Consider the following 18,434-nt stretch of genomic DNA (forward strand, 5'->3'; position numbering starts at 1 on the left):
GGAGGAACAATGAAAATTACGGTGCTCGGATGCGGAGCGCTCGGCCAGCTGTGGCTGACCGCGCTGTGCAAGCACGGACATGAGGTTCAGGGCTGGCTGCGCGTGCCCCAGCCCTATTGCAGTGTCAACCTGATTGGTGAAGACGGAAGCATTTTTAACGAATCCCTCACCGCGAACGATCCTGATTTCCTGGCGCAAAGCGACCTGTTGCTGGTGACGCTCAAGGCGTGGCAGGTCTCAGATGCGGTTAAGACTCTGGCCGCGCAGCTCCCCCCCACGTCCCCCATTCTGCTGCTGCATAACGGTATGGGAACCCTTGATGAGCTGAAAAGCGTCCCGCAGCCTCTGCTAATGGCGACCACCACCCACGCTGCGCGTCGCGACGGGACTATTATCGTGCATGTCGCCAGCGGCGTGACGCACATCGGCCCGGCCAGAACACAGGATGGCGACTACAGCTATCTGGCCGATGTTCTGCAAAAGGTCTTGCCGGACGTCGCCTGGCACAACAACATCCGCCCTCAACTGTGGCGCAAGCTGGCCGTAAACTGCGTGATCAATCCGCTGACGGCGCTGTGGAACTGCCCGAACGGGGAGCTAAAAAACCATCCGCAGGAGGTGGCGTCCCTGTGTGCAGAAGTCGCGTCGGTCATTGAGCGAGAAGGCCTGCACACCTCAGCAGAGGATTTACGCTGTTATGTCGAGCAGGTTATTGAGAGCACGGCTGAGAACATCTCCTCGATGCTGCAGGACGTTCGGGCATTTCGCCATACGGAGATAGATTACATTACCGGCTATCTGCTAAAGCGCGCCCGCGCGCACGGCATCGCCGTGCCGGAAAACGCCCGTCTGTATGACCTGGTTAAACGTAAGGAGAGTGAATATGAGCGCGTCGGCACTGATTTGCCTCGCTCCTGGTAGCGAAGAGATGGAAGCGGTCACCACTATTGATTTACTGGTACGTGGCGGCATTAAGGTAACAACCGCCAGCGTAGCCAGCGACGGCAATCTGGCAATCACCTGTTCACGAGGGGTGAAAATCCTGGCAGACGCACCGCTTGTCCAGGTTGCTGACGGCGATTACGACATCATCGTCCTGCCCGGCGGCTTAAAAGGCGCGGAATGTTTCCGCGACAGCCCGCTGCTGGTTGAAACCGTGCGTCAGTTTCATCTGTCGGGTCGTATCGTCGCGGCAATCTGTGCCGCCGCTGGAACAGTTCTGATTCCGCACGATATCTTCCCCATCGGCAATATGACTGGCTTCCCGGGGCTTAAGGATACGATCCCGGAAGATCATTGGGTGGATAAACGCGTTGTCTGGGATCCGCGCGTCAACCTGCTGACCAGCCAGGGACCCGGCACCGCGATTGATTTTGGCTTAAAGATTATTGATCTGCTGGTCGGGCGGGAGAAGGCCTACGAAGTGGCGTCGTCGCTGGTGATGCCGGCGGGGATTTATAATTACTATGAAGAGTAGTGCATAAAAAAAGCCGGGTGGCGCGAGGTAAAAGCAAAACGGCAACCGTTGGTTGCCGTTTTTAATGTGAGGGCACCAGGCCGCACGCTACGGACGATAAACCTTCACATTCGCGAATCCCTGCTCGCGCAGGTACAGCGCCTGCAGGCGGCTCATCACCCCGCGCTCACACCACAGCAGATACGTTTTGCTCTGATCGAGGTCGCCAAACTTAGTGCTCAGCTTGTAGAACGGCAGAGAAACCACCTCTACGCCTTCAACCTTCAGCGGCTTGTCATCCTGCTCGTCAATGGAGCGGATATCCAGAATCGCATCGTTCGCACCGAAACCGCTCACGGTTTCCACTTCAACCACTTCCTGCTCGGTCTGCTGGGCAATCTCGCGGATGTCGATGTTGGACGCTTCTGCCACCACTCTTTCCAGGATGCTGAAATCGAAGTTCTCTTCTTCCGCTTCGATCTTCGCCTTCACTGCCTTGACGGTCGGGCTTTTTGAGATCACGCCGCAGTATTCCGGCATGGTGCGGGCAAAGTCTTCGGTGCCGATTTCGCGCGCCAGGTCGATGATGTGCTCTTTATCGTGGGAGATCAGCGGACGCAGGATCAGCGTATCTGATACGTTGTCGATCAGACGCAGGTTGGTCAGCGTCTGGCTGGAGACCTGGCCCAGCGCTTCGCCGGTGACCAGCGCCTGCACGCCGTAACGTTCGGCGACTTTGGACGCCGCGCGAACCATCATACGTTTGAGGATCACGCCCATCTGGCCGTCATCCACTTTTTCAAGGATTTCGCCCACTACCGGCTCAAAGTTGATCGCCACAAAACGCACGCGGTGGGAACTGCCGAAGCGGTTCCACAGGTAATGCGCCACCTGACGAACGCCAATTTCATGCGCCGCGCCGCCCAGGTTGAAGAAGCAGTAGTGCACGCGGCAGCCGCGACGCATCAGCATGTAGCTGGAGACGCCGGAGTCGAAGCCGCCGGAGATCAGCGACAGCACATCTTCCTGCGTGCCGATCGGGAAACCGCCAATACCTTCATAACGGCCCTTAACCAGCAGCAGACGATCGTTCTCGATCTCAAGGTTAACGGTGACGTCCGGGTTAGTCAGGCGCACGCGCGCCGTCTCAACGTGCTGGTTCAGACCGCCGCCGACGTAGCGCTCGACTTCAATCGAGCTGAACTCGTGCTTACCGCGACGCTTCACGCGCACGCAGAAGGTTTTGCCTTCGATCTGGTCGCGGTACTGTACCAGCGCCTTTTCGAAGATATCGTGCATATCGCTGAACGGAACGTCTTCCACTTCCAGAATATGGTGAATACCTGGAATACGGGTCAGCGCGTCGCGAATATCAAGGCGTTTGCTTTCGTCTTTCGCGCGGACTTCAACGTGATCCCAGTGACGCACCACGGCGAGCGTTTCGTCGTAGTGTTTTAATACGTTACGAATGTTCCCGGTGAGAATTTTAATAAAGCGCAAACGCACAGATTGGCTTTTGATGGTGATTTCAGGGAACAATTTAATGATAAACTTCATGGCGGCAATGTTTCTTAGGCAAGCTTATAAAGGCTTGTAGTGGAAAATGATACAGCAGCCCACACCCGTGGCTGCATCCAGGCGCGCAAGTATACCACCATCGCGCCACTCGCGTTATTTGATAATTGCCCCGAGTCCGTTACCATGTTGGGGCGAAGAATATAAGAGTTAATTCACTATGCCGAAGAAGAACGACGCACCGGCCAGTTTTGAAACTGCGCTGAGTGAGCTTGAGCAGATTGTTACCCGCCTCGAGAGCGGCGATTTACCGCTGGAAGACGCCCTCAACGAATTTGAGCGCGGTGTGCAGCTTGCGCGCCAGGGGCAGGTAAAACTCCAGCAGGCCGAGCAGCGTGTGCAGATCCTGCTTTCCGACAGCGAAGACGCTAAAACCACGCCATTCACACCGGACGCCGAGTAAATGGATTTTACCAACGCGCTTCAGGCGCGCGTCGTTCGCGCCAACGACGCCCTGCGCCGTTTTATTGAGCCGCAGCCTTTTCAGAACACTCCACTGGTTGAAGCCATGCACTATGGCGCACTCTTAGGGGGAAAACGCCTGCGTCCGTTCCTGGTGTATGCCACGGGCAACATGTTTGGCATCAGCGATAATACGCTGGACGCCCCGGCAGCCGCCGTGGAGTGCATCCATGCCTACTCGCTGATCCACGACGATCTCCCGGCGATGGACGACGACGATCTGCGCCGGGGTCAGCCAACCTGCCACATTAAGTTTGGCGAGGCGAATGCCATTCTGGCGGGCGATGCCTTGCAGACGCTGGCGTTCTCGATTCTCAGTGATGCGCCGATGGCGGAAGTGGCCGACCGCGACCGCCTGGCGATGATCTCCGAACTGGCAATGGCCAGCGGCGTGGCCGGCATGTGCGGCGGTCAGGCGCTGGATCTTGAAGCGGAAGGACGTCAGGTTAATCTGGAACAGCTGGAGCGTATTCATCGCCATAAGACGGGCGCGCTTATTCGTTCCGCCGTTCGCCTGGGCGCGCTGAGCGCGGGTGAGCAAGGGCGCAAAGCCCTGCCGATTCTGGACAGATACGCAGAAAGTATCGGTCTGGCATTCCAGGTTCAGGATGACATTCTGGATGTGGTGGGCGATACTGCAACATTGGGTAAACGTCAGGGTGCGGATCAGCAGCTTGGCAAAAGTACCTATCCCGCCCTGCTGGGTCTTGAGCAAGCCCAACGTAAAGCCCGGGATCTGATTGACGATGCCCGCCAGTCGCTGAATGAGCTGGCCGCGCAATCGCTGGATACCTCGGCACTGGAAGCGCTAGCGGACTATATAATCCAGCGTGATAAATAAACTATATATCTCGATGAGCCTTTGATGAGTTTTGATATTGCCAAATACCCGACACTGGCGTTAGTTGACTCCACCCAGGAGTTACGTCTGTTGCCGAAAGAGAGTCTGCCGAAGCTGTGTGACGAGCTGCGTCGTTACCTGCTCGACAGCGTTAGCCGCTCCAGCGGCCACTTCGCCTCCGGGCTTGGCACGGTTGAGCTGACCGTGGCGTTGCATTACGTCTATAACACGCCGTTCGATCAGCTTATCTGGGACGTGGGCCACCAGGCTTATCCGCACAAAATTCTGACCGGACGTCGCGATAAAATTGGCACCATTCGTCAGAAAGGCGGCCTGCACCCGTTCCCGTGGCGCGGTGAGAGCGAGTATGACGTGCTGAGCGTCGGCCACTCATCGACCTCCATTTCCGCGGGCATCGGTATTGCCGTTGCTGCCGAGAAAGAGAACAAGCAGCGCCGCACCGTCTGCGTCATTGGCGACGGGGCGATCACCGCCGGGATGGCTTTTGAAGCCATGAACCACGCGGGCGATATCAAGCCGGACATGCTGGTTATCCTCAACGATAACGAAATGTCGATCTCCGAGAACGTCGGCGCGCTGAACAACCATCTGGCGCAGCTGCTTTCCGGCAAGCTTTACTCCTCCCTGCGGGAAGGCGGGAAAAAAGTTTTCTCCGGCGTGCCGCCGATCAAAGAGCTGCTCAAGCGTACCGAAGAACATATCAAAGGCATGGTCGTGCCGGGCACGCTGTTCGAAGAGCTGGGCTTTAACTATATCGGCCCGGTGGACGGGCACGATGTGCTGGGTCTGGTGACCACGCTTAAAAACATGCGCGACCTGAAAGGCCCGCAGTTCCTGCACATCATGACCAAAAAAGGGCGTGGCTACGAACCGGCGGAGAAAGATCCGATCACCTTCCACGCGGTGCCAAAGTTCGACCATACCAGCGGCTGCCTGCCGAAAAGCAGCGGCGGAATGCCAAGCTACTCAAAAATCTTTGGCGACTGGCTGTGCGAGACGGCGGCAAAAGATAACAAGCTGATGGCGGTCACGCCTGCCATGCGTGAAGGCTCCGGCATGGTCGAGTTCTCCAAAAAATACCCGGACCAGTATTTCGACGTCGCCATTGCCGAGCAGCACGCGGTCACCTTCGCGGCGGGGCTGGCGATTGGCGGCTACAAGCCGGTGGTGGCGATTTACTCCACCTTCCTGCAGCGCGCCTACGACCAGGTGATCCATGACGTTGCCATCCAGAAGCTGCCGGTGCTGTTTGCTATCGATCGCGCAGGCATCGTGGGGGCCGACGGCCAGACGCACCAGGGGGCGTTTGATCTCTCCTTCCTGCGCTGCATCCCGGACATGGTCATCATGACGCCAAGCGACGAAAACGAGTGTCGTCAGATGCTGTATACCGGCTACCACTATCAGGACGGCCCCTGCGCGGTACGTTATCCACGCGGCAATGCCCTTGGCGTTGAACTACAGCCGCTGGAAAAACTAGAGATCGGTAAAGGTCTGGTGAAACGTCGCGGCGAAAAAGTGGCGATCCTGAACTTTGGTACGCTGATGCCGGAAGCGGCAAAAGTCGCTGAAACCCTGAACGCGACGCTGGTGGATATGCGCTTTGTGAAGCCGCTCGATGAATCTCTGATTCTGAGCATGGCGGAAAGCCACGACGTGCTGGTCACGCTGGAAGAGAACGCCATCATGGGCGGTGCGGGCAGCGGCGTTAACGAGGTACTGATGGCGAACCGTAAATTGGTTCCGGTGCTGAACCTCGGCCTGCCGGACCACTTCATCCCGCAAGGCACACAGGACGAGGCGCGTGCCGACATCGGCCTGGACGCCGCCGGTATCGAAGCCAGAATCCGCAGCTGGCTGGCCTGATCCCTCCCCTTTTCCGCTCCTGCTATGCTTAAACGTATTGTTTAAACAGCAGGAGCGGAACCATGCAATACACGACATTAGGAAAAACGGACCTCAGGGTGTCCCGGCTTTGCCTGGGCTGCATGACCTTTGGCGAGCCTGACCGGGGAAATCACGCCTGGACGCTGCCGGAAGAGAGCAGCCGCCCTATCATCAAGCGCGCCATAGACGGCGGCATCAACTTCTTCGATACCGCCAACAGCTACTCTGACGGCAGCAGCGAAGAGATTGTGGGCCGCGCTCTACGTGATTTTGCCCGTCGGGATGAGATTGTGGTCGCCACCAAGGTGTACTACCCGTCAGGCGATCTGGCTGAAGGCCTCTCTCGCGCGCAGATCCTGCGCTCCATTGATGACAGTCTCAGACGCCTGAACATGGATTACGTCGACCTGCTGCAAATTCACCGCTGGGATTACAACACGCCAATTGAAGAAACCCTTGAAGCGCTGAACGATGTCGTGAAAGCGGGTAAAGCGCGCTATATCGGCGCGTCGTCAATGCACGCATCTCAGTTTGCTCAGGCGCTCGATCTCCAGGCGCAGCACGGCTGGGCGCGCTTTGTCACCATGCAGGATCACTACAACCTGATTTACCGGGAAGAAGAACGCGAGATGCTGCCGCTCTGCTACCAGGAAGGCGTGGCGGTGATCCCGTGGAGCCCGCTGGCGCGCGGACGCTTAACTCGTCCGTGGGGAGAAACCACGGCGCGGCTGGTATCAGATGAAGTGGGTAAAAATCTTTATTCCGGTACCGAAGCCAGCGATGCGCTGATTGCCGAACGTTTAGCCGGGATCGCCGACGATATCGGCGCAACGCGCGCGCAGGTGGCACTGGCGTGGCTGCTGGGCAAGCGGGGTGTCGCCGCACCGATTATTGGTACATCGCGGGAAGAACAGCTGGACGAGTTGTTAAGCGCGGTGGATTTATCGCTGACGCCGGAGCAGGTTGCCGAGCTGGAGACGCCGTATCAGCAGCATCCGGTGGTGGGGTTTAAGTAAACACTTGCCGGGTGGCGTACGCTTACCCGGCAATACTGAGCGCACAAACTTACCCGAAGTGATCGTACCCTTTCCAGTCCAGCGTAACGGGCGCACCGTCTTTCACAAACTTCAGCCCTTCACTCTCCGGCATGATCTGACCGATGCAGGTAAACTTTGCGCCAAGATGGGCCAATGCCACGTCCAGCGTTCCACGGTTCAGCTCTGGCACCGTGAAGCACAGCTCGTAGTCTTCCCCACCGGAGAGCGCCCAGCGCAGCGCCTGCTCAGGCTCCACATGGCGAAGCAGTTGCTCCGACAGCGGGAACAGATCCAGGTCAACGCGCGCGCCCACCCCGCTGGCCTTCAGGATATGGCCGAGGTCCGAGATGAGACCGTCAGAGAGATCGATAGCCGAACTGGCCCTCTCGCGCAGCGCCTGACCGTGCAGAATACGCGGTGTCGGGCGCAGGTGGCGCTTCACCAGATACGCCGCATCGTCAGCGTCCGTCACGTTTAAGCGATCCTGAAGGATCGCCAGCCCTGCCGCGCTGTCTCCCGGCGTACCGGTCACGTAGATCCAGTCGCCCGGTTTAGCGCCCGAGCGCTTCAGCGCGCGACCGAGCGGCACATAGCCGTGGATCGCCAGCGTCATCGACAGCGGCCCGGCAGTCGTATCGCCGCCAATCAGCTGCATATCGTAGTAGTTCAGCTGTTCAAACAGCGCATCGCTGAACGCTTCAAGCCAGGCTTCATCCACCTCCGGCAGCGTCAGGGCCAGCGTCAGCCAGGCCGGGTCGGCGCCCATTGCCGCCAGATCGCTGACGTTGACCGCCAGCGCTTTATACGCCAGATCGGCAGGATCGATATCAGGTAAGAAATGACGTCCGCACACTAAGGTGTCGGTGCTGATTGCCAGCGTCTGCTTTTCAGGAATATTGAGAAGTGCACAGTCATCGCCAATGCCGGTTTCAACATCAAGACGAGAGGTTCTGACACGGTCGAAATAACGGGCAATCAGGGAGAATTCGCCGCATGCCATACGTTATGCCTCAGCAAATAAAAGAAAAAACCGGAGCCGCACTGCCCGTCAGGCAATGCAGAACTCCGGTTTGCGGATCACTTTTTGTGGGGACGGATCGCAGGTGCGGCTTTATCAAGTACGCCGTTAACGAACTTGTGGCTGTCTTCAGCGCCGAAGGTTTTCGCCAGTTCGATCGCTTCGTTGATGGCCACTTTGTACGGCACATCATCACGTTTAGACAGCTCAAACAGCGCGATACGCAACACTGCTTTTTCCACCTGGCCCAGCTCTTCGAGCAGACGGGACAGGTATGGCTTCATCAGGCCATCGAGATACGCGCTATTAGTCGCCACTCCCGACAGCAGTTCACGGAAGTACAGAACGTCAACGTCTTTCACGTCCTGTTCTGACAGGAACTGGTATTCAACATCAGCGATGTCGTTCTGGGACAACTGCCAGGAGTAAAGTGCCTGGACGGCACATTCACGGGCGCGGCGACGAGCAGCAGGTTTCACGGAATTCCCCTTACAAAAAAATCAGGCCTTAATGGCTTTCAATACATTGATCATTTCAAGCGCGGTCAGTGCAGCTTCTGCACCTTTGTTACCGGCTTTGGTGCCAGCACGTTCGATGGCTTGTTCAATACTTTCGGTGGTCAGCACGCCGAACGCGACAGGAATTTCAGCATCCTGCGCAACGTGTGCCAGACCGTTGCTTGCACCGCCCGCAACGTATTCGAAGTGCGCAGTGCCGCCACGAATAACGGTACCCAGCGCAATCACCGCGTCGTATTTACCGGTTTTCGCCAGCGCGCCCGCCGCCAGTGGCAGTTCATAAGCGCCTGGAACCCAAACAACGGTAATGTTGTCATCTTTAACCTGGCCGATACGTTTCAGGGCGTCAATCGCACCTTCCAGCAGGCTATCGTTGATGAAGTTGTTGAAACGCGCAATGGTGATGGCGACGCGAGCGTCCGGGGTAGCTACAGCAGCTTCAATAATGTTCATACTCTTCCTTTACGGGTTCATTTGGCCCCGCAGGGGGGCGGATTTTATCATAATACTTTGCGCACTGCTTCCCTATTTCGGGAGCAATTACGCTGTCTTTACATGGAGGCAGACATCCGGACCCACCGGACGAATCTCGCTGAATGTGAGTTGCGGTGCATCGGCCAGTTTTTCAAGGCCAGGCAGCACAAACAGGCCGCGCGCGTCGTGACCTAACAGTTTAGGCGCAACGTAGACGAGCAGTTCATCCACCAGCCCCGCCTGGAGCAGCGCGCCGGCGAGCGTCGGACCGGCTTCGACCCAGATACTGTTCACCTGCTGCTTGCCGAGCAACATCATCAGCACCACGAGATCCAGATGTCCGTTATGCTCCGGCACCATAATGCTGCGCACGCCTTCCGGCCATTCGCGCGTATCTTCTTTGGTGCGCGCAATCCAGGTTTCACCCGGCTGCTGCACGATGCGGTGCTCCGGGGTCACGCGGTTCTGGCTATCAATAATAATACGCAGCGGCTGGCGCAGGTTCTCCTGCGGATAAAGCGCCTGGGTATCGGCATTCAGCTCATCCCAGCGCACGGTCATGGCCGGATCGTCAGCCAGAACGGTTTCACTGCTGGTGAGGATAGCATGGCTTTGCGCGCGCAGACGTTGCACATCGCGCCTTGCCTGCGGCGAGGTGATCCACTGGCTTTCACCGTTCGCCATTGCCGTACGCCCGTCCAGCGAGGCGCCCAGCTTGAGCTGAATAAACGGGAAGCCGGTGCGCATCCGCTTCAGGAAGCCTTTGTTGATGGCTTCCGCATCTTGCATCATCAGGCCGTGGCTGACGTCGATCCCTTCCTGTTGCAGACGATACAGGCCGCGGCCCGCCACCTGCGGGTTAGGATCCTGCATAGCGGCGACCACGCGCGAAACCCCTGCCGCAATCAGCGCTTCACAGCACGGCGGCGTGCGCCCGTGGTGGCTGCATGGCTCCAGCGTCACGTAGGCCGTCGCGCCTCGCGCTTTCTCCCCAGCCATACGCAGGGCATGCACTTCAGCATGCGGCTCGCCTGCGCGATAGTGAAACCCTTCCCCCACGATCTCGCCATCTTTCACGATAACGCACCCGACGTTGGGGTTAGGATGGGTGGTAAAACGACCGCGCTGCGCCAGCTTCATGGCTCGCGCCATGTACTTCTCATCCTGCATGGGCTTAATCCTGTAAGCGGGCGATCTCTTCGCCAAACTCTTTGATATCTTCGAAACTGCGGTAGACAGAGGCGAAGCGGATATAGGCGACCTTATCGAGCTTTTTCAGCTGCTCCATCACCAGGTTGCCGATCATTTTGCTCGGCACTTCACGCTCGCCCAGGCCACGCAGGTAAGATTTAATGTGGTTTAACGCCATTTCGACATCATCCGCGCTGACGGGCCGTTTTTCGAGGGCCTTCAGCATTCCGCTGCGCAGTTTCTCTTCGTTAAACGGCTCGCGCACGTCGTTACTTTTTACTACGCGCGGCATTACCAGCTCTGCAACCTCAAAGGTCGTGAAACGCTCGTTGCACACCAGACACTGCCGACGACGGCGCACAGAAGACCCTTCGCCCACAAGGCGAGAGTCGATGACTTTGGTATCCACAGCGGAGCAGAATGGGCAATGCATACGGTATCCCTGTTATCTGGTTAACTGATTTTCATTTTACCCTGATCTGGCCTGACAACAAAGGAGGAGCTTTTTTGAGATAAAGGATCTATGTCTGGCGGTACGTTGCTGGCTACCATTATGGGGATCCGTCATTTCAAGGAATAAACGCTATGACAAGACGTTACCTGAAAATTTTACTGGTGGGGAGCCTCTTCACCCTTAGTGCCTGTGCACAGCAAACCGAAGTCCGCCAGATGAAACAAAGCGTGAATACGCTCAACACGGCGATGGACAAACTGAACAAAGAAACGGTGAAGATCACCCAGCAAAACGCGCTGAACGCTAAATCCACCAGCGGGGTATATCTGCTGCCAGGAGCGAATACGCCTGCCCTGCTTAATAGCCAGATTGGCACGCTGAAGATGTCTCTGGTGAATGTGGCGGCGAATGCGGATGGTACGCGCGCAACATTACGTATTCACGGTGAGTCCAACGATCCGCTGCCCGCCTTCAGCGGCACGGTAGAGTGGGGCCAGATCCAGGGCACCACGGAGAGCTACCAGGAGGTGAACGTGAAGAACCAGTTGTTCACCGCTCCAGCCAGCGTGTTAGCGCCCAGCGATGTGGATATTCCACTTCAGCTAAGCGGACTTACGCCTGAGCAGTTAGGCTTTATCCGCATTCACGACATTCAACCTGCCGCGCAGTAATCCCTTCCTTTTGAGCGGAGTGAAATGTCACTCCGCTAACATTTACATTTCGTATGGATTGGCAACAGAAATGATTGCCGCTACAATCCCGGCCGTTTAAAGTACGCAAACGTGAACGCAATCGATTACGCGTGTGAGAGATATGTGAAACAACACATATTTTTGTGAGCAGGGATTCCTATAATAGGCACCGCAGAAACACGAAATATTTAGAAACGCAATTCGCGCATTTTTCACTCCCGGAAGGGAATTTCAATCAGTGGCATGATTATGAAAAAAACATTACTCGCAGCCGGTGCAGTTCTGGCACTGTCCTCCTCTTTCACTGTTAACGCAGCGGAAAACGAGAAACCACAATACCTCTCCGACTGGTGGCACCAGAGCGTTAACGTGGTAGGCAGCTACCACACCCGTTTCGGACCGCAGATCCGCAACGATACCTACCTGGAATATGAAGCGTTCGCCAAGAAAGACTGGTTTGATTTCTACGGCTATATGGATGCGCCTGTGTTCTTCGGTGGTAACACCGATGCGAAAGGTATCTGGAACCACGGTTCCCCACTGTTCATGGAGATTGAACCGCGCTTCTCCATCGACAAACTGACCGGTACCAGCCTGGCGTTTGGTCCGTTCAAAGAGTGGTACTTCGCGAACAACTACATCTACGACATGGGCCGCAATAAGTCCGGTCGTCAGAGCACCTGGTATATGGGTCTGGGTACTGACATTGACACCGGCCTGCCGATGAGCCTGTCCCTGAACGTGTATGCAAAATACCAGTGGCAGAACTACGGCGCAGCGAATGAAAACGAGTGGGACGGCTACCGTTTCAAAGTGAAATACTTCGTGCCAATTACCCAACTGTGGGGCGGTAATCTGAGCTACATCGGTTTCACTAACTTTGACTGGGGCTCAGACCTGGGCGACGACGATTTCCGTGACCTGAACGGCAAGAAAGCGCGTACCAACGATTCCATCGCCTCCAGCCACATCCTGGCGCTGAACTACGATCACTGGCATTACTCTGTTGTTGCGCGTTACTGGCACAACGGTGGCCAGTGGAACGACGACGCGAGCCTGAACTTCGGTAACGGCGACTTTAGCGTCCGCTCTACCGGCTGGGGTGGTTACCTGGTCGTGGGTTACAACTTCTAATCAGTGCGGGATTGTGCGGGCTGGTGCCCTCACCCCTTCCCTCTCCCACGGGAGAGGGTGCAAACACAAAAAACGGCAACATCGTTGCCGTTTTGCTTTTACCTCGCCACCCGGCTTTTTACTGCTTCACCTTGCGCAAAAAATCCGCCAAAGACCTGTCCGCACTCTCACTGAACCGCCTCTCCGTCATTACAACATTGAGACACCGGTCGAGCCGGAAACAGCGGTAGTCATCGCGCCGTTCACACCATGCCGCCAGCAGCCAGCGCTCCCCCCAGAAGAACAACCCCAGCGGCTGTACCTCACGTTTTGAGAGCAGCCCGGCTTCATCACGATAATGCAGCGCCAATACGCGCTGAGCGGAAATCGCCTGGTGAATCATGTCAAAATCGCTGCGGGAGTGGCTTTGCATGCAAAAATCCGGGGCGTAGATCCGCGTCTGCTCCGCCTTTCTGCGGCTCTCCTCGGGCAGAATAGCCAGCACCTTCTCCTGGGCCGACTCCAGCTCGCGCGACAGCGATTCACCTCCCCAGGTTTTGAGCAGGCGAATCGCGACCATCAGCGCTTCGGATTCCTTATTTGTCAGCATCAGCGGCGGCAGGTCAAAACCCGATATCAGCCGATATCCGCTTCCCGCCTCGCCTTCCACCGGGACGCCGGAAAGCGACAGGTCGCGGATATCGCGGTAGACCGTGCGCTCGGACACGCCAAGCCGGTCCGCCAGATGCGCAGCCGTTGTCAGACGCCTGCCCCGCAGGATCTGCACAATCTGAAACAAACGGTCAGCGCGTCGGGTCATAACGTCATTCGCTCTCAGGCAGGTTGATGAAGGCCGACGCGGTTACCCTCGCTGTCGGTAAACAGTGCGATAGTGCCGATACCATGCGGCAGCTCCAGCGGGCCAAACACGCACTCGCCGCCCGCAGAGGCAATGCGATCGAGCGTGGCCGCCAGATTGTCAGTATGCAGGTAAATAATAGCGCCCTGCAAAGAGGGCGTAACGCCGTCAAATTTTGCCAGCGCTCCTCCGGTGGCGGGATCCTCATGCGGGAAAACCGCCAGCTCGGCAATGTCCATTTTCTCGCGACGCAGCGCGAGCTGCATCACCGGCTCATAAAATTTGATGGCGCGATCCATATCCGAAACCGGAATTTCAAACCAGTTAATTACGCTTTTCATACATCCTCCTGCCTGTTGTGTGGGTTCAGAAGGAGTCTACGGCAGGGCTCCTGACAGCATACTGTCAGGAGTGTTTGTCAGGAGCAGATAAAAAAAATCCCGGTCAACAGACCGGGATTCCGATAACGCGCTAAACGTCGCCTTACGGCAGAATGGACGGCTGATCCGCCCCTTCTTTCTCGACCTTCTGCTGGAGCAGGTGCTCGCGCTTCATGCCAAGTTTCAGTGCCAGAGCGGACGCCACGTAAATAGACGACGCCGTACCGATGGAGACACCGATCAGCATGGTCAGCGAGAAGCCTTCCAGCACCGGGCCACCGAAGAGGAACAGCATCAGGATCACCATCAGGGTAGTACCGGAGGTGATCAAGGTACGATGCAGCGTCTGGGTCAACGACACGTTAAAGATTTCGTACGGCGTGCCGCGACGGATCTTACGGAAGTTTTCACGGATACGGTCAGATACCACGATACTGTCGTTCAGTGAGTAACCGATTACGGACATCAGGGATGCCACGATGGTCAGGTCAATCTCAATGTGGAACAGAGACAGTATGCCCATGGTGATCACCACGTCGTGCGCCAGGGCGATAACCACACCGGCCGCCAGTCGCCACTCGAAGCGGAAACCGACGTACACCAGGATGGAGATCAGCGCCACCAGCAGCGCCATGGCGCCGGTTTGCGCCAGGTCCGCACCCACGCTCGGGCCGACGAACTCAATACGCTTGACCGCCGCGCTCTGGCTGGTGGTTTCGTTAATGACCTGTACGACCTTGCTGCCCAGCTCCTGGCTGCCGTTGGCATCGTGCACCGGCGGCATACGCACCATGATGTCGCGGCTGCTGCCGAAGTTCTGCAGCAGCGGCTCTTCAAAGCCCGCTTTCTGCAGCGATTCGCGCATCTGGTCCATATCGACCGGTTTTTCCAGGGAGATCTCGATGACCGTACCACCGGTGAAATCGAGACCCCAGTTAAAGCCTTTCACGCCCATAATGACGATGGACAAAATCAGCAGTAAACCTGAAATGCCGAAGGCCCAGTAGTCCCAGCGCATAAAGTCCCAGACTTTACGGCCATGGTTCAATTGTTCAACAGTATATTCCTGTGCCACAACGCACTCCTCAGATAGACAGCTTTTTGACGCGCTTGCCGCCGTACAGCAGGTTCACGATGGCACGGGTGCCGACAATAGCGGTAAACATTGACGTTGCGACACCGATACCGGTGGTAATCGCAAAGCCTTTGATCGCGCCAGTACCCACTGCATACAGGATAAGAACCTTAATCAGTGTTGTTACGTTCGCATCGAAGATAGAGCTGAACGCGCCTTTATAACCTTCGTCAATCGCCTGCTGGACAGAGCGACCGTTGCTCAACTCTTCTTTGATACGTTCGTTAATCAGTACGTTGGCGTCGACCGCCACCGCAAGGGTCAGAACGATACCCGCAATCCCCGGCATGGTCAGCGTCGCCCCCGGCAGCAGGGACATAATGCCGATGATCAGCACCAGGTTTGCAATCAGCGCGGAGGTCGCAATCAGACCGAACTTCTTATAGAAGAAGATCATGAAGAGGATAGAGACCGCCAGACCGGCCAGACACGCTTCCAGACCCTGCTGGATGTTTTGCATACCCAGGGTTGGACCAATGGTACGTTCTTCAACAATCTGAATTGGCGCAATCAGCGCACCGGCACGCAGCAGCAGCGAGAGCTGACGCGCTTCGTTCGGGTTACTAATACCGGTAATACGGAAGCTGTTACCCAGACGAGACTGGATGTTGGCGATGTTAATCACCTCTTCCTCTTTCACCAGCACCGCACGACCGTTTGCATCTTTCTTACCGCTGTCTTTGTACTCCACGAACAGGGTCGCCATCGGTTTGCCGATGTTGTCCTTGGTGAAGTTAGACATGATGTTACCACCCGCGCTATCCAGCGAGATGTTAACCTGCGGCTGGTTGTACTCATCCTGGCTTGAAGTGGAGTCGGTGATGTGGTCACCGGTCAGGATCACGCGCTTGTACAGCACAACCGGCTGACCTTCACGGGTCTGTTTCACTTCGGAGTCACCCGGAATACGGCCAGACGCCGCGGCAGACTGATCGACATTGGAGTTCACCAGACGGAATTCCAGCGTCGCGGTCGCACCGAGGATCTCTTTCGCACGCGCGGTATCCTGGATACCCGGCAGTTCAACCACGATACGGTCAGCACCCTGACGCTGTACCAGCGGCTCAGCCACGCCCAGCTGGTTTACACGGTTACGCAGAATGTTGATGTTCTGCTGAACGGCATATTCACGCGCTTCTTTCAGACGCGCATCGGTCATCACCGCACGCAGCTGGTTGCTGCCCTGAGAGGTGATCACCAGGTCACGGTGACGTTGGGTCAGGTAATCTACAGCCTGATCGCGCGCCGCGCTGTCGCGGAACGTGATGCTCATGCCGTAGTTATCTTCTTTACGCACGGTAGTGTATGGGATGCCTTTGTCGCGCAGATCGCTGCGCAGGCTGTCGATATTCTGTTCCTGCAGCTTGCCGAGCGCGGTATCCATATCCACTTCCATCAGGAAGTGAACGCCGCCACGCAGGTCAAGACCCAGCTTCATTGGCTCTGCGTTCAGCGCAGCCAGCCAGCGAGGGGTTGCAGGAGCAAGGTTAAGCGCCACGACATATTTGTCACCCAGCACGCCCATCAGCGCTTCGCGAGCGCGGAGCTGCGTGTCGGTGGTGTCGAAGCGAGCAAGAATTGCACCCTCTTCCAGAGCCACAGACTTAGCGGTAATTTTTTCTTCTTGTAACGTTTTCTGGACCTGGATCAGCGTTTGCTCACTGGCGGCGACACCGCGCGCGCCAGTGATTTGAACAGCCGGATCCTCACCATACAGGTTGGGAAGCGCGTACAGCAGGCCGACGATAATCACGACGACCAGCATGATGTACTTCCACAAAGGATAACGGTTTAACACGGCAGTTCCCTTTGGGAAAAGTTGGGATTACAGCGCCTTCATGGTGCCTTTCGGCAGAACGGCAGCTACGAAGTCACGTTTGATAACCACTTCAGTGGTGTCGTTCAGGGCGATAGCAATGTAGCCGCTTTCAGCCACTTTGGTTACGCGGCCGACCAGACCACCGTTGGTCAGCACTTCATCGCCTTTCGCGATGGAGTCCATCAGCTTTTTGTGCTCTTTGGTACGCTTCTGCTGTGGGCGCAGGATCATGAAGTAGAAGATCAGACCGAACACAACCAGCATCAGGATCAGAGACATCGGGCTGCCCTGCGCCGGAGCACCTGTTGCCGCTACCGCATCAGAAATAAAAAAGCTCATTCAAATTCCCTCATTATTAATATTAATCAACGTTCAACGGTGGAACATCCCGCCCCTGACGTTGGTAAAAATCGGTCACGAAGCTCTCTAATTTACCCTCTTCGATAGCCTTGCGTAAACCAGACATTAAGCGCTGATAGTAGCGAAGATTATGAATCGTATTGAGACGCGCGCCCAAAATCTCATTACAACGATCGAGATGATGCAGATACGCGCGAGAATAATTGCGACAGGTATAGCAATCGCACTCGGAATCGAGCGGGCTGGTGTCGCTCTTATGCTTCGCGTTACGGATTTTCACCACGCCATCGGTAACGAACAGATGACCGTTACGCGCGTTGCGGGTTGGCATCACGCAGTCGAACATATCAATGCCGCGACGTACGCCTTCCACCAGATCTTCGGGTTTACCCACACCCATCAGGTATCGTGGTTTATCCGCCGGGATTTGCGGGCAGACGTGCTCCAGAATGCGGTGCATGTCTTCCTTCGGCTCACCCACAGCCAAACCGCCGACAGCGTAGCCATCAAAACCTATCTCTACCAGACCTTTAACAGAGATATCGCGTAAATCTTCGTAAACGCTGCCCTGAATGATGCCGAACAGCGCATTTTTGTTCTGCAGGGAGTCAAAACGGTCGCGGCTGCGCTTCGCCCAGCGCAGAGACATCTCCATAGAGCGTTTCGCGTAGTCCCAGTCTGCAGGGTACGGCGTACATTCGTCGAAGATCATCACGATGTCGGAGCCGAGATCGTACTGAATCTCCATCGACTTTTCGGGATCGAGGAAAATCGGATCGCCGTTGATCGGGTTACGGAAGTGTACGCCCTGTTCGGTGATCTTGCGGATATCGCCCAGGCTGAAGACCTGGAAGCCGCCGGAGTCGGTCAGGATCGGGCCTTTCCACTGCATAAAATCGTGCAGATCGCCGTGGAGCTTCATGATCTCCTGACCTGGACGCAGCCACAGGTGGAAGGTATTGCCGAGGATAATCTGTGCGCCCGTGGCTTCAACTTCTTCCGGCGTCATCCCTTTTACGGTGCCGTACGTGCCCACAGGCATAAACGCGGGGGTTTCCACCACGCCGCGATCAAACACCAGGCGACCGCGACGCGCGCGGCCATCGGTGGTATCGAGTTCAAATTTCATTTTTTCTCCGACG

Annotated in this window: 20 protein-coding genes; 8 read left to right on the top strand and 12 right to left on the bottom strand. The window is 56.5% G+C overall.

What is annotated here, in order from left to right; all coding sequences use genetic code 11:
* Positions 1-9: 9 nt before the first annotated feature.
* On the top strand, positions 10-921 hold the full coding sequence (gene panE, locus A6013_RS14065) for a 2-dehydropantoate 2-reductase (RefSeq protein WP_069733282.1): 912 nt from the start codon (positions 10-12) through the stop codon (positions 919-921).
* The gene (gene yajL / locus A6013_RS14070; RefSeq protein WP_069733283.1) at positions 884-1,477 is read left to right on the top strand and encodes a protein deglycase YajL; all 594 of its coding nucleotides are present in this window, start codon (positions 884-886) and stop codon (positions 1,475-1,477) included. The genes panE and yajL overlap by 38 nt, the downstream gene beginning before the upstream one ends.
* A gap of 87 nt (positions 1,478-1,564) precedes the next feature.
* On the opposite strand, the gene thiI is transcribed toward yajL, so the two are convergent.
* Positions 1,565-3,013: a tRNA uracil 4-sulfurtransferase ThiI gene (gene thiI / locus A6013_RS14075; protein WP_045259896.1), complete on the bottom strand. Its 1,449-nt coding sequence runs from the start codon at positions 3,011-3,013 to the stop codon at positions 1,565-1,567.
* A 178-nt stretch (positions 3,014-3,191) separates the two neighbouring features.
* Here thiI and xseB point away from each other — a divergent pair, with 178 nt between their 5' ends.
* The 4 genes from xseB to A6013_RS14095 all read left to right on the top strand — a co-directional run bounded on the left by xseB (position 3,192) and on the right by A6013_RS14095 (position 7,258).
* A complete protein-coding gene (gene xseB, locus A6013_RS14080) occupies positions 3,192-3,434 on the top strand; it encodes an exodeoxyribonuclease VII small subunit (protein ID WP_003859094.1) in 243 nt (80 codons plus the stop codon).
* Positions 3,435-4,334 (top strand): (2E,6E)-farnesyl diphosphate synthase, encoded by a 900-nt coding sequence (gene ispA / locus A6013_RS14085; protein ID WP_028012152.1) that lies wholly within the window; start codon positions 3,435-3,437, stop codon positions 4,332-4,334.
* 24 nt (positions 4,335-4,358) lie between these two features.
* A complete protein-coding gene (dxs, locus tag A6013_RS14090; protein ID WP_047367605.1) occupies positions 4,359-6,221 on the top strand; it encodes a 1-deoxy-D-xylulose-5-phosphate synthase in 1,863 nt (620 codons plus the stop codon).
* A gap of 62 nt (positions 6,222-6,283) precedes the next feature.
* Positions 6,284-7,258, top strand: coding sequence for an aldo/keto reductase (locus tag A6013_RS14095; protein WP_028012150.1), 975 nt, complete (start codon positions 6,284-6,286; stop codon positions 7,256-7,258).
* A gap of 49 nt (positions 7,259-7,307) precedes the next feature.
* Here A6013_RS14095 and thiL read toward each other — a convergent pair whose 3' ends face one another.
* From thiL to nrdR, 5 genes are all read right to left on the bottom strand, one after another.
* Positions 7,308-8,279 carry a thiamine-phosphate kinase gene (gene thiL, locus A6013_RS14100; protein ID WP_048961221.1) on the bottom strand — a complete coding sequence of 324 codons (972 nt, stop codon included), beginning with the start codon at positions 8,277-8,279 and terminating at the stop codon, positions 7,308-7,310.
* A 77-nt stretch (positions 8,280-8,356) separates the two neighbouring features.
* Positions 8,357-8,776 (bottom strand): transcription antitermination factor NusB, encoded by a 420-nt coding sequence (gene nusB, locus A6013_RS14105; RefSeq protein ID WP_006809908.1) that lies wholly within the window; start codon positions 8,774-8,776, stop codon positions 8,357-8,359.
* A gap of 21 nt (positions 8,777-8,797) precedes the next feature.
* Complete coding sequence (gene ribE / locus A6013_RS14110) at positions 8,798-9,268, bottom strand: 6,7-dimethyl-8-ribityllumazine synthase (RefSeq protein WP_006176874.1); 471 nt, start codon at positions 9,266-9,268, stop codon at positions 8,798-8,800.
* A gap of 87 nt (positions 9,269-9,355) precedes the next feature.
* A complete protein-coding gene (gene ribD / locus A6013_RS14115; RefSeq protein ID WP_069733284.1) occupies positions 9,356-10,459 on the bottom strand; it encodes a bifunctional diaminohydroxyphosphoribosylaminopyrimidine deaminase/5-amino-6-(5-phosphoribosylamino)uracil reductase RibD in 1,104 nt (367 codons plus the stop codon).
* Between the two features lie 4 nt (positions 10,460-10,463).
* Positions 10,464-10,913 (bottom strand): transcriptional regulator NrdR, encoded by a 450-nt coding sequence (gene nrdR / locus A6013_RS14120; RefSeq protein ID WP_008503337.1) that lies wholly within the window; start codon positions 10,911-10,913, stop codon positions 10,464-10,466.
* Positions 10,914-11,065: 152 nt separating this feature from the next.
* On the opposite strand from nrdR, the gene A6013_RS14125 reads away from it, so the two are divergent.
* Positions 11,066-11,605, top strand: coding sequence for a DUF3251 domain-containing protein (locus tag A6013_RS14125; protein ID WP_028012147.1), 540 nt, complete (start codon positions 11,066-11,068; stop codon positions 11,603-11,605).
* Between the two features lie 270 nt (positions 11,606-11,875).
* Positions 11,876-12,760, top strand: coding sequence for a nucleoside-specific channel-forming protein Tsx (locus A6013_RS14130; RefSeq protein ID WP_028012146.1), 885 nt, complete (start codon positions 11,876-11,878; stop codon positions 12,758-12,760).
* Between the two features lie 118 nt (positions 12,761-12,878).
* On the opposite strand, the gene A6013_RS14135 is transcribed toward A6013_RS14130, so the two are convergent.
* From A6013_RS14135 to tgt, 6 genes are all read right to left on the bottom strand, one after another.
* Positions 12,879-13,559 carry a YafY family protein gene (locus A6013_RS14135; protein WP_069733285.1) on the bottom strand — a complete coding sequence of 227 codons (681 nt, stop codon included), beginning with the start codon at positions 13,557-13,559 and terminating at the stop codon, positions 12,879-12,881.
* A gap of 14 nt (positions 13,560-13,573) precedes the next feature.
* Complete coding sequence (locus A6013_RS14140; protein WP_045259891.1) at positions 13,574-13,939, bottom strand: VOC family protein; 366 nt, start codon at positions 13,937-13,939, stop codon at positions 13,574-13,576.
* Between the two features lie 142 nt (positions 13,940-14,081).
* Positions 14,082-15,053: a protein translocase subunit SecF gene (gene secF, locus A6013_RS14145; RefSeq protein ID WP_047367602.1), complete on the bottom strand. Its 972-nt coding sequence runs from the start codon at positions 15,051-15,053 to the stop codon at positions 14,082-14,084.
* Positions 15,054-15,063: 10 nt separating this feature from the next.
* A complete protein-coding gene (gene secD / locus A6013_RS14150; RefSeq protein WP_072031998.1) occupies positions 15,064-16,911 on the bottom strand; it encodes a protein translocase subunit SecD in 1,848 nt (615 codons plus the stop codon).
* Positions 16,912-16,938: 27 nt separating this feature from the next.
* On the bottom strand, positions 16,939-17,271 hold the full coding sequence (yajC, locus tag A6013_RS14155; RefSeq protein ID WP_000007630.1) for a preprotein translocase subunit YajC: 333 nt from the start codon (positions 17,269-17,271) through the stop codon (positions 16,939-16,941).
* Between the two features lie 22 nt (positions 17,272-17,293).
* Positions 17,294-18,421 carry a tRNA guanosine(34) transglycosylase Tgt gene (gene tgt, locus A6013_RS14160; RefSeq protein WP_045259930.1) on the bottom strand — a complete coding sequence of 376 codons (1,128 nt, stop codon included), beginning with the start codon at positions 18,419-18,421 and terminating at the stop codon, positions 17,294-17,296.
* Positions 18,422-18,434 lie beyond the last annotated feature (13 nt).

This window comes from Enterobacter sp. IF2SW-B1 (assembly GCF_001743375.1).
GTDB classification, from domain to species: domain Bacteria; phylum Pseudomonadota; class Gammaproteobacteria; order Enterobacterales; family Enterobacteriaceae; genus Enterobacter; species Enterobacter bugandensis.

Bases quoted from the DNA above. Each gene is read 5' to 3' on its own strand.
- ribE (WP_006176874.1), bottom strand. From the start codon at position 9,268: ATGAACATTATTGAAGCTGCTGTAGCTACCCCGGACGCTCGCGTCGCC.
- A6013_RS14135 (WP_069733285.1), bottom strand. From the start codon at position 13,559: ATGACCCGACGCGCTGACCGTTTGTTTCAGATTGTGCAGATCCTGCGG.
- panE (WP_069733282.1), top strand. From the start codon at position 10: ATGAAAATTACGGTGCTCGGATGCGGAGCGCTCGGCCAGCTGTGGCTG.
- thiL (WP_048961221.1), bottom strand. From the start codon at position 8,279: ATGGCATGCGGCGAATTCTCCCTGATTGCCCGTTATTTCGACCGTGTC.
- nrdR (WP_008503337.1), bottom strand. From the start codon at position 10,913: ATGCATTGCCCATTCTGCTCCGCTGTGGATACCAAAGTCATCGACTCT.
- thiI (WP_045259896.1), bottom strand. From the start codon at position 3,013: ATGAAGTTTATCATTAAATTGTTCCCTGAAATCACCATCAAAAGCCAA.
- A6013_RS14140 (WP_045259891.1), bottom strand. From the start codon at position 13,939: ATGAAAAGCGTAATTAACTGGTTTGAAATTCCGGTTTCGGATATGGAT.
- ribD (WP_069733284.1), bottom strand. From the start codon at position 10,459: ATGCAGGATGAGAAGTACATGGCGCGAGCCATGAAGCTGGCGCAGCGC.
- xseB (WP_003859094.1), top strand. From the start codon at position 3,192: ATGCCGAAGAAGAACGACGCACCGGCCAGTTTTGAAACTGCGCTGAGT.
- yajC (WP_000007630.1), bottom strand. From the start codon at position 17,271: ATGAGCTTTTTTATTTCTGATGCGGTAGCGGCAACAGGTGCTCCGGCG.
- dxs (WP_047367605.1), top strand. From the start codon at position 4,359: ATGAGTTTTGATATTGCCAAATACCCGACACTGGCGTTAGTTGACTCC.
- tgt (WP_045259930.1), bottom strand. From the start codon at position 18,421: ATGAAATTTGAACTCGATACCACCGATGGCCGCGCGCGTCGCGGTCGC.
- A6013_RS14125 (WP_028012147.1), top strand. From the start codon at position 11,066: ATGACAAGACGTTACCTGAAAATTTTACTGGTGGGGAGCCTCTTCACC.
- A6013_RS14130 (WP_028012146.1), top strand. From the start codon at position 11,876: ATGAAAAAAACATTACTCGCAGCCGGTGCAGTTCTGGCACTGTCCTCC.
- ispA (WP_028012152.1), top strand. From the start codon at position 3,435: ATGGATTTTACCAACGCGCTTCAGGCGCGCGTCGTTCGCGCCAACGAC.
- A6013_RS14095 (WP_028012150.1), top strand. From the start codon at position 6,284: ATGCAATACACGACATTAGGAAAAACGGACCTCAGGGTGTCCCGGCTT.
- yajL (WP_069733283.1), top strand. From the start codon at position 884: ATGAGCGCGTCGGCACTGATTTGCCTCGCTCCTGGTAGCGAAGAGATG.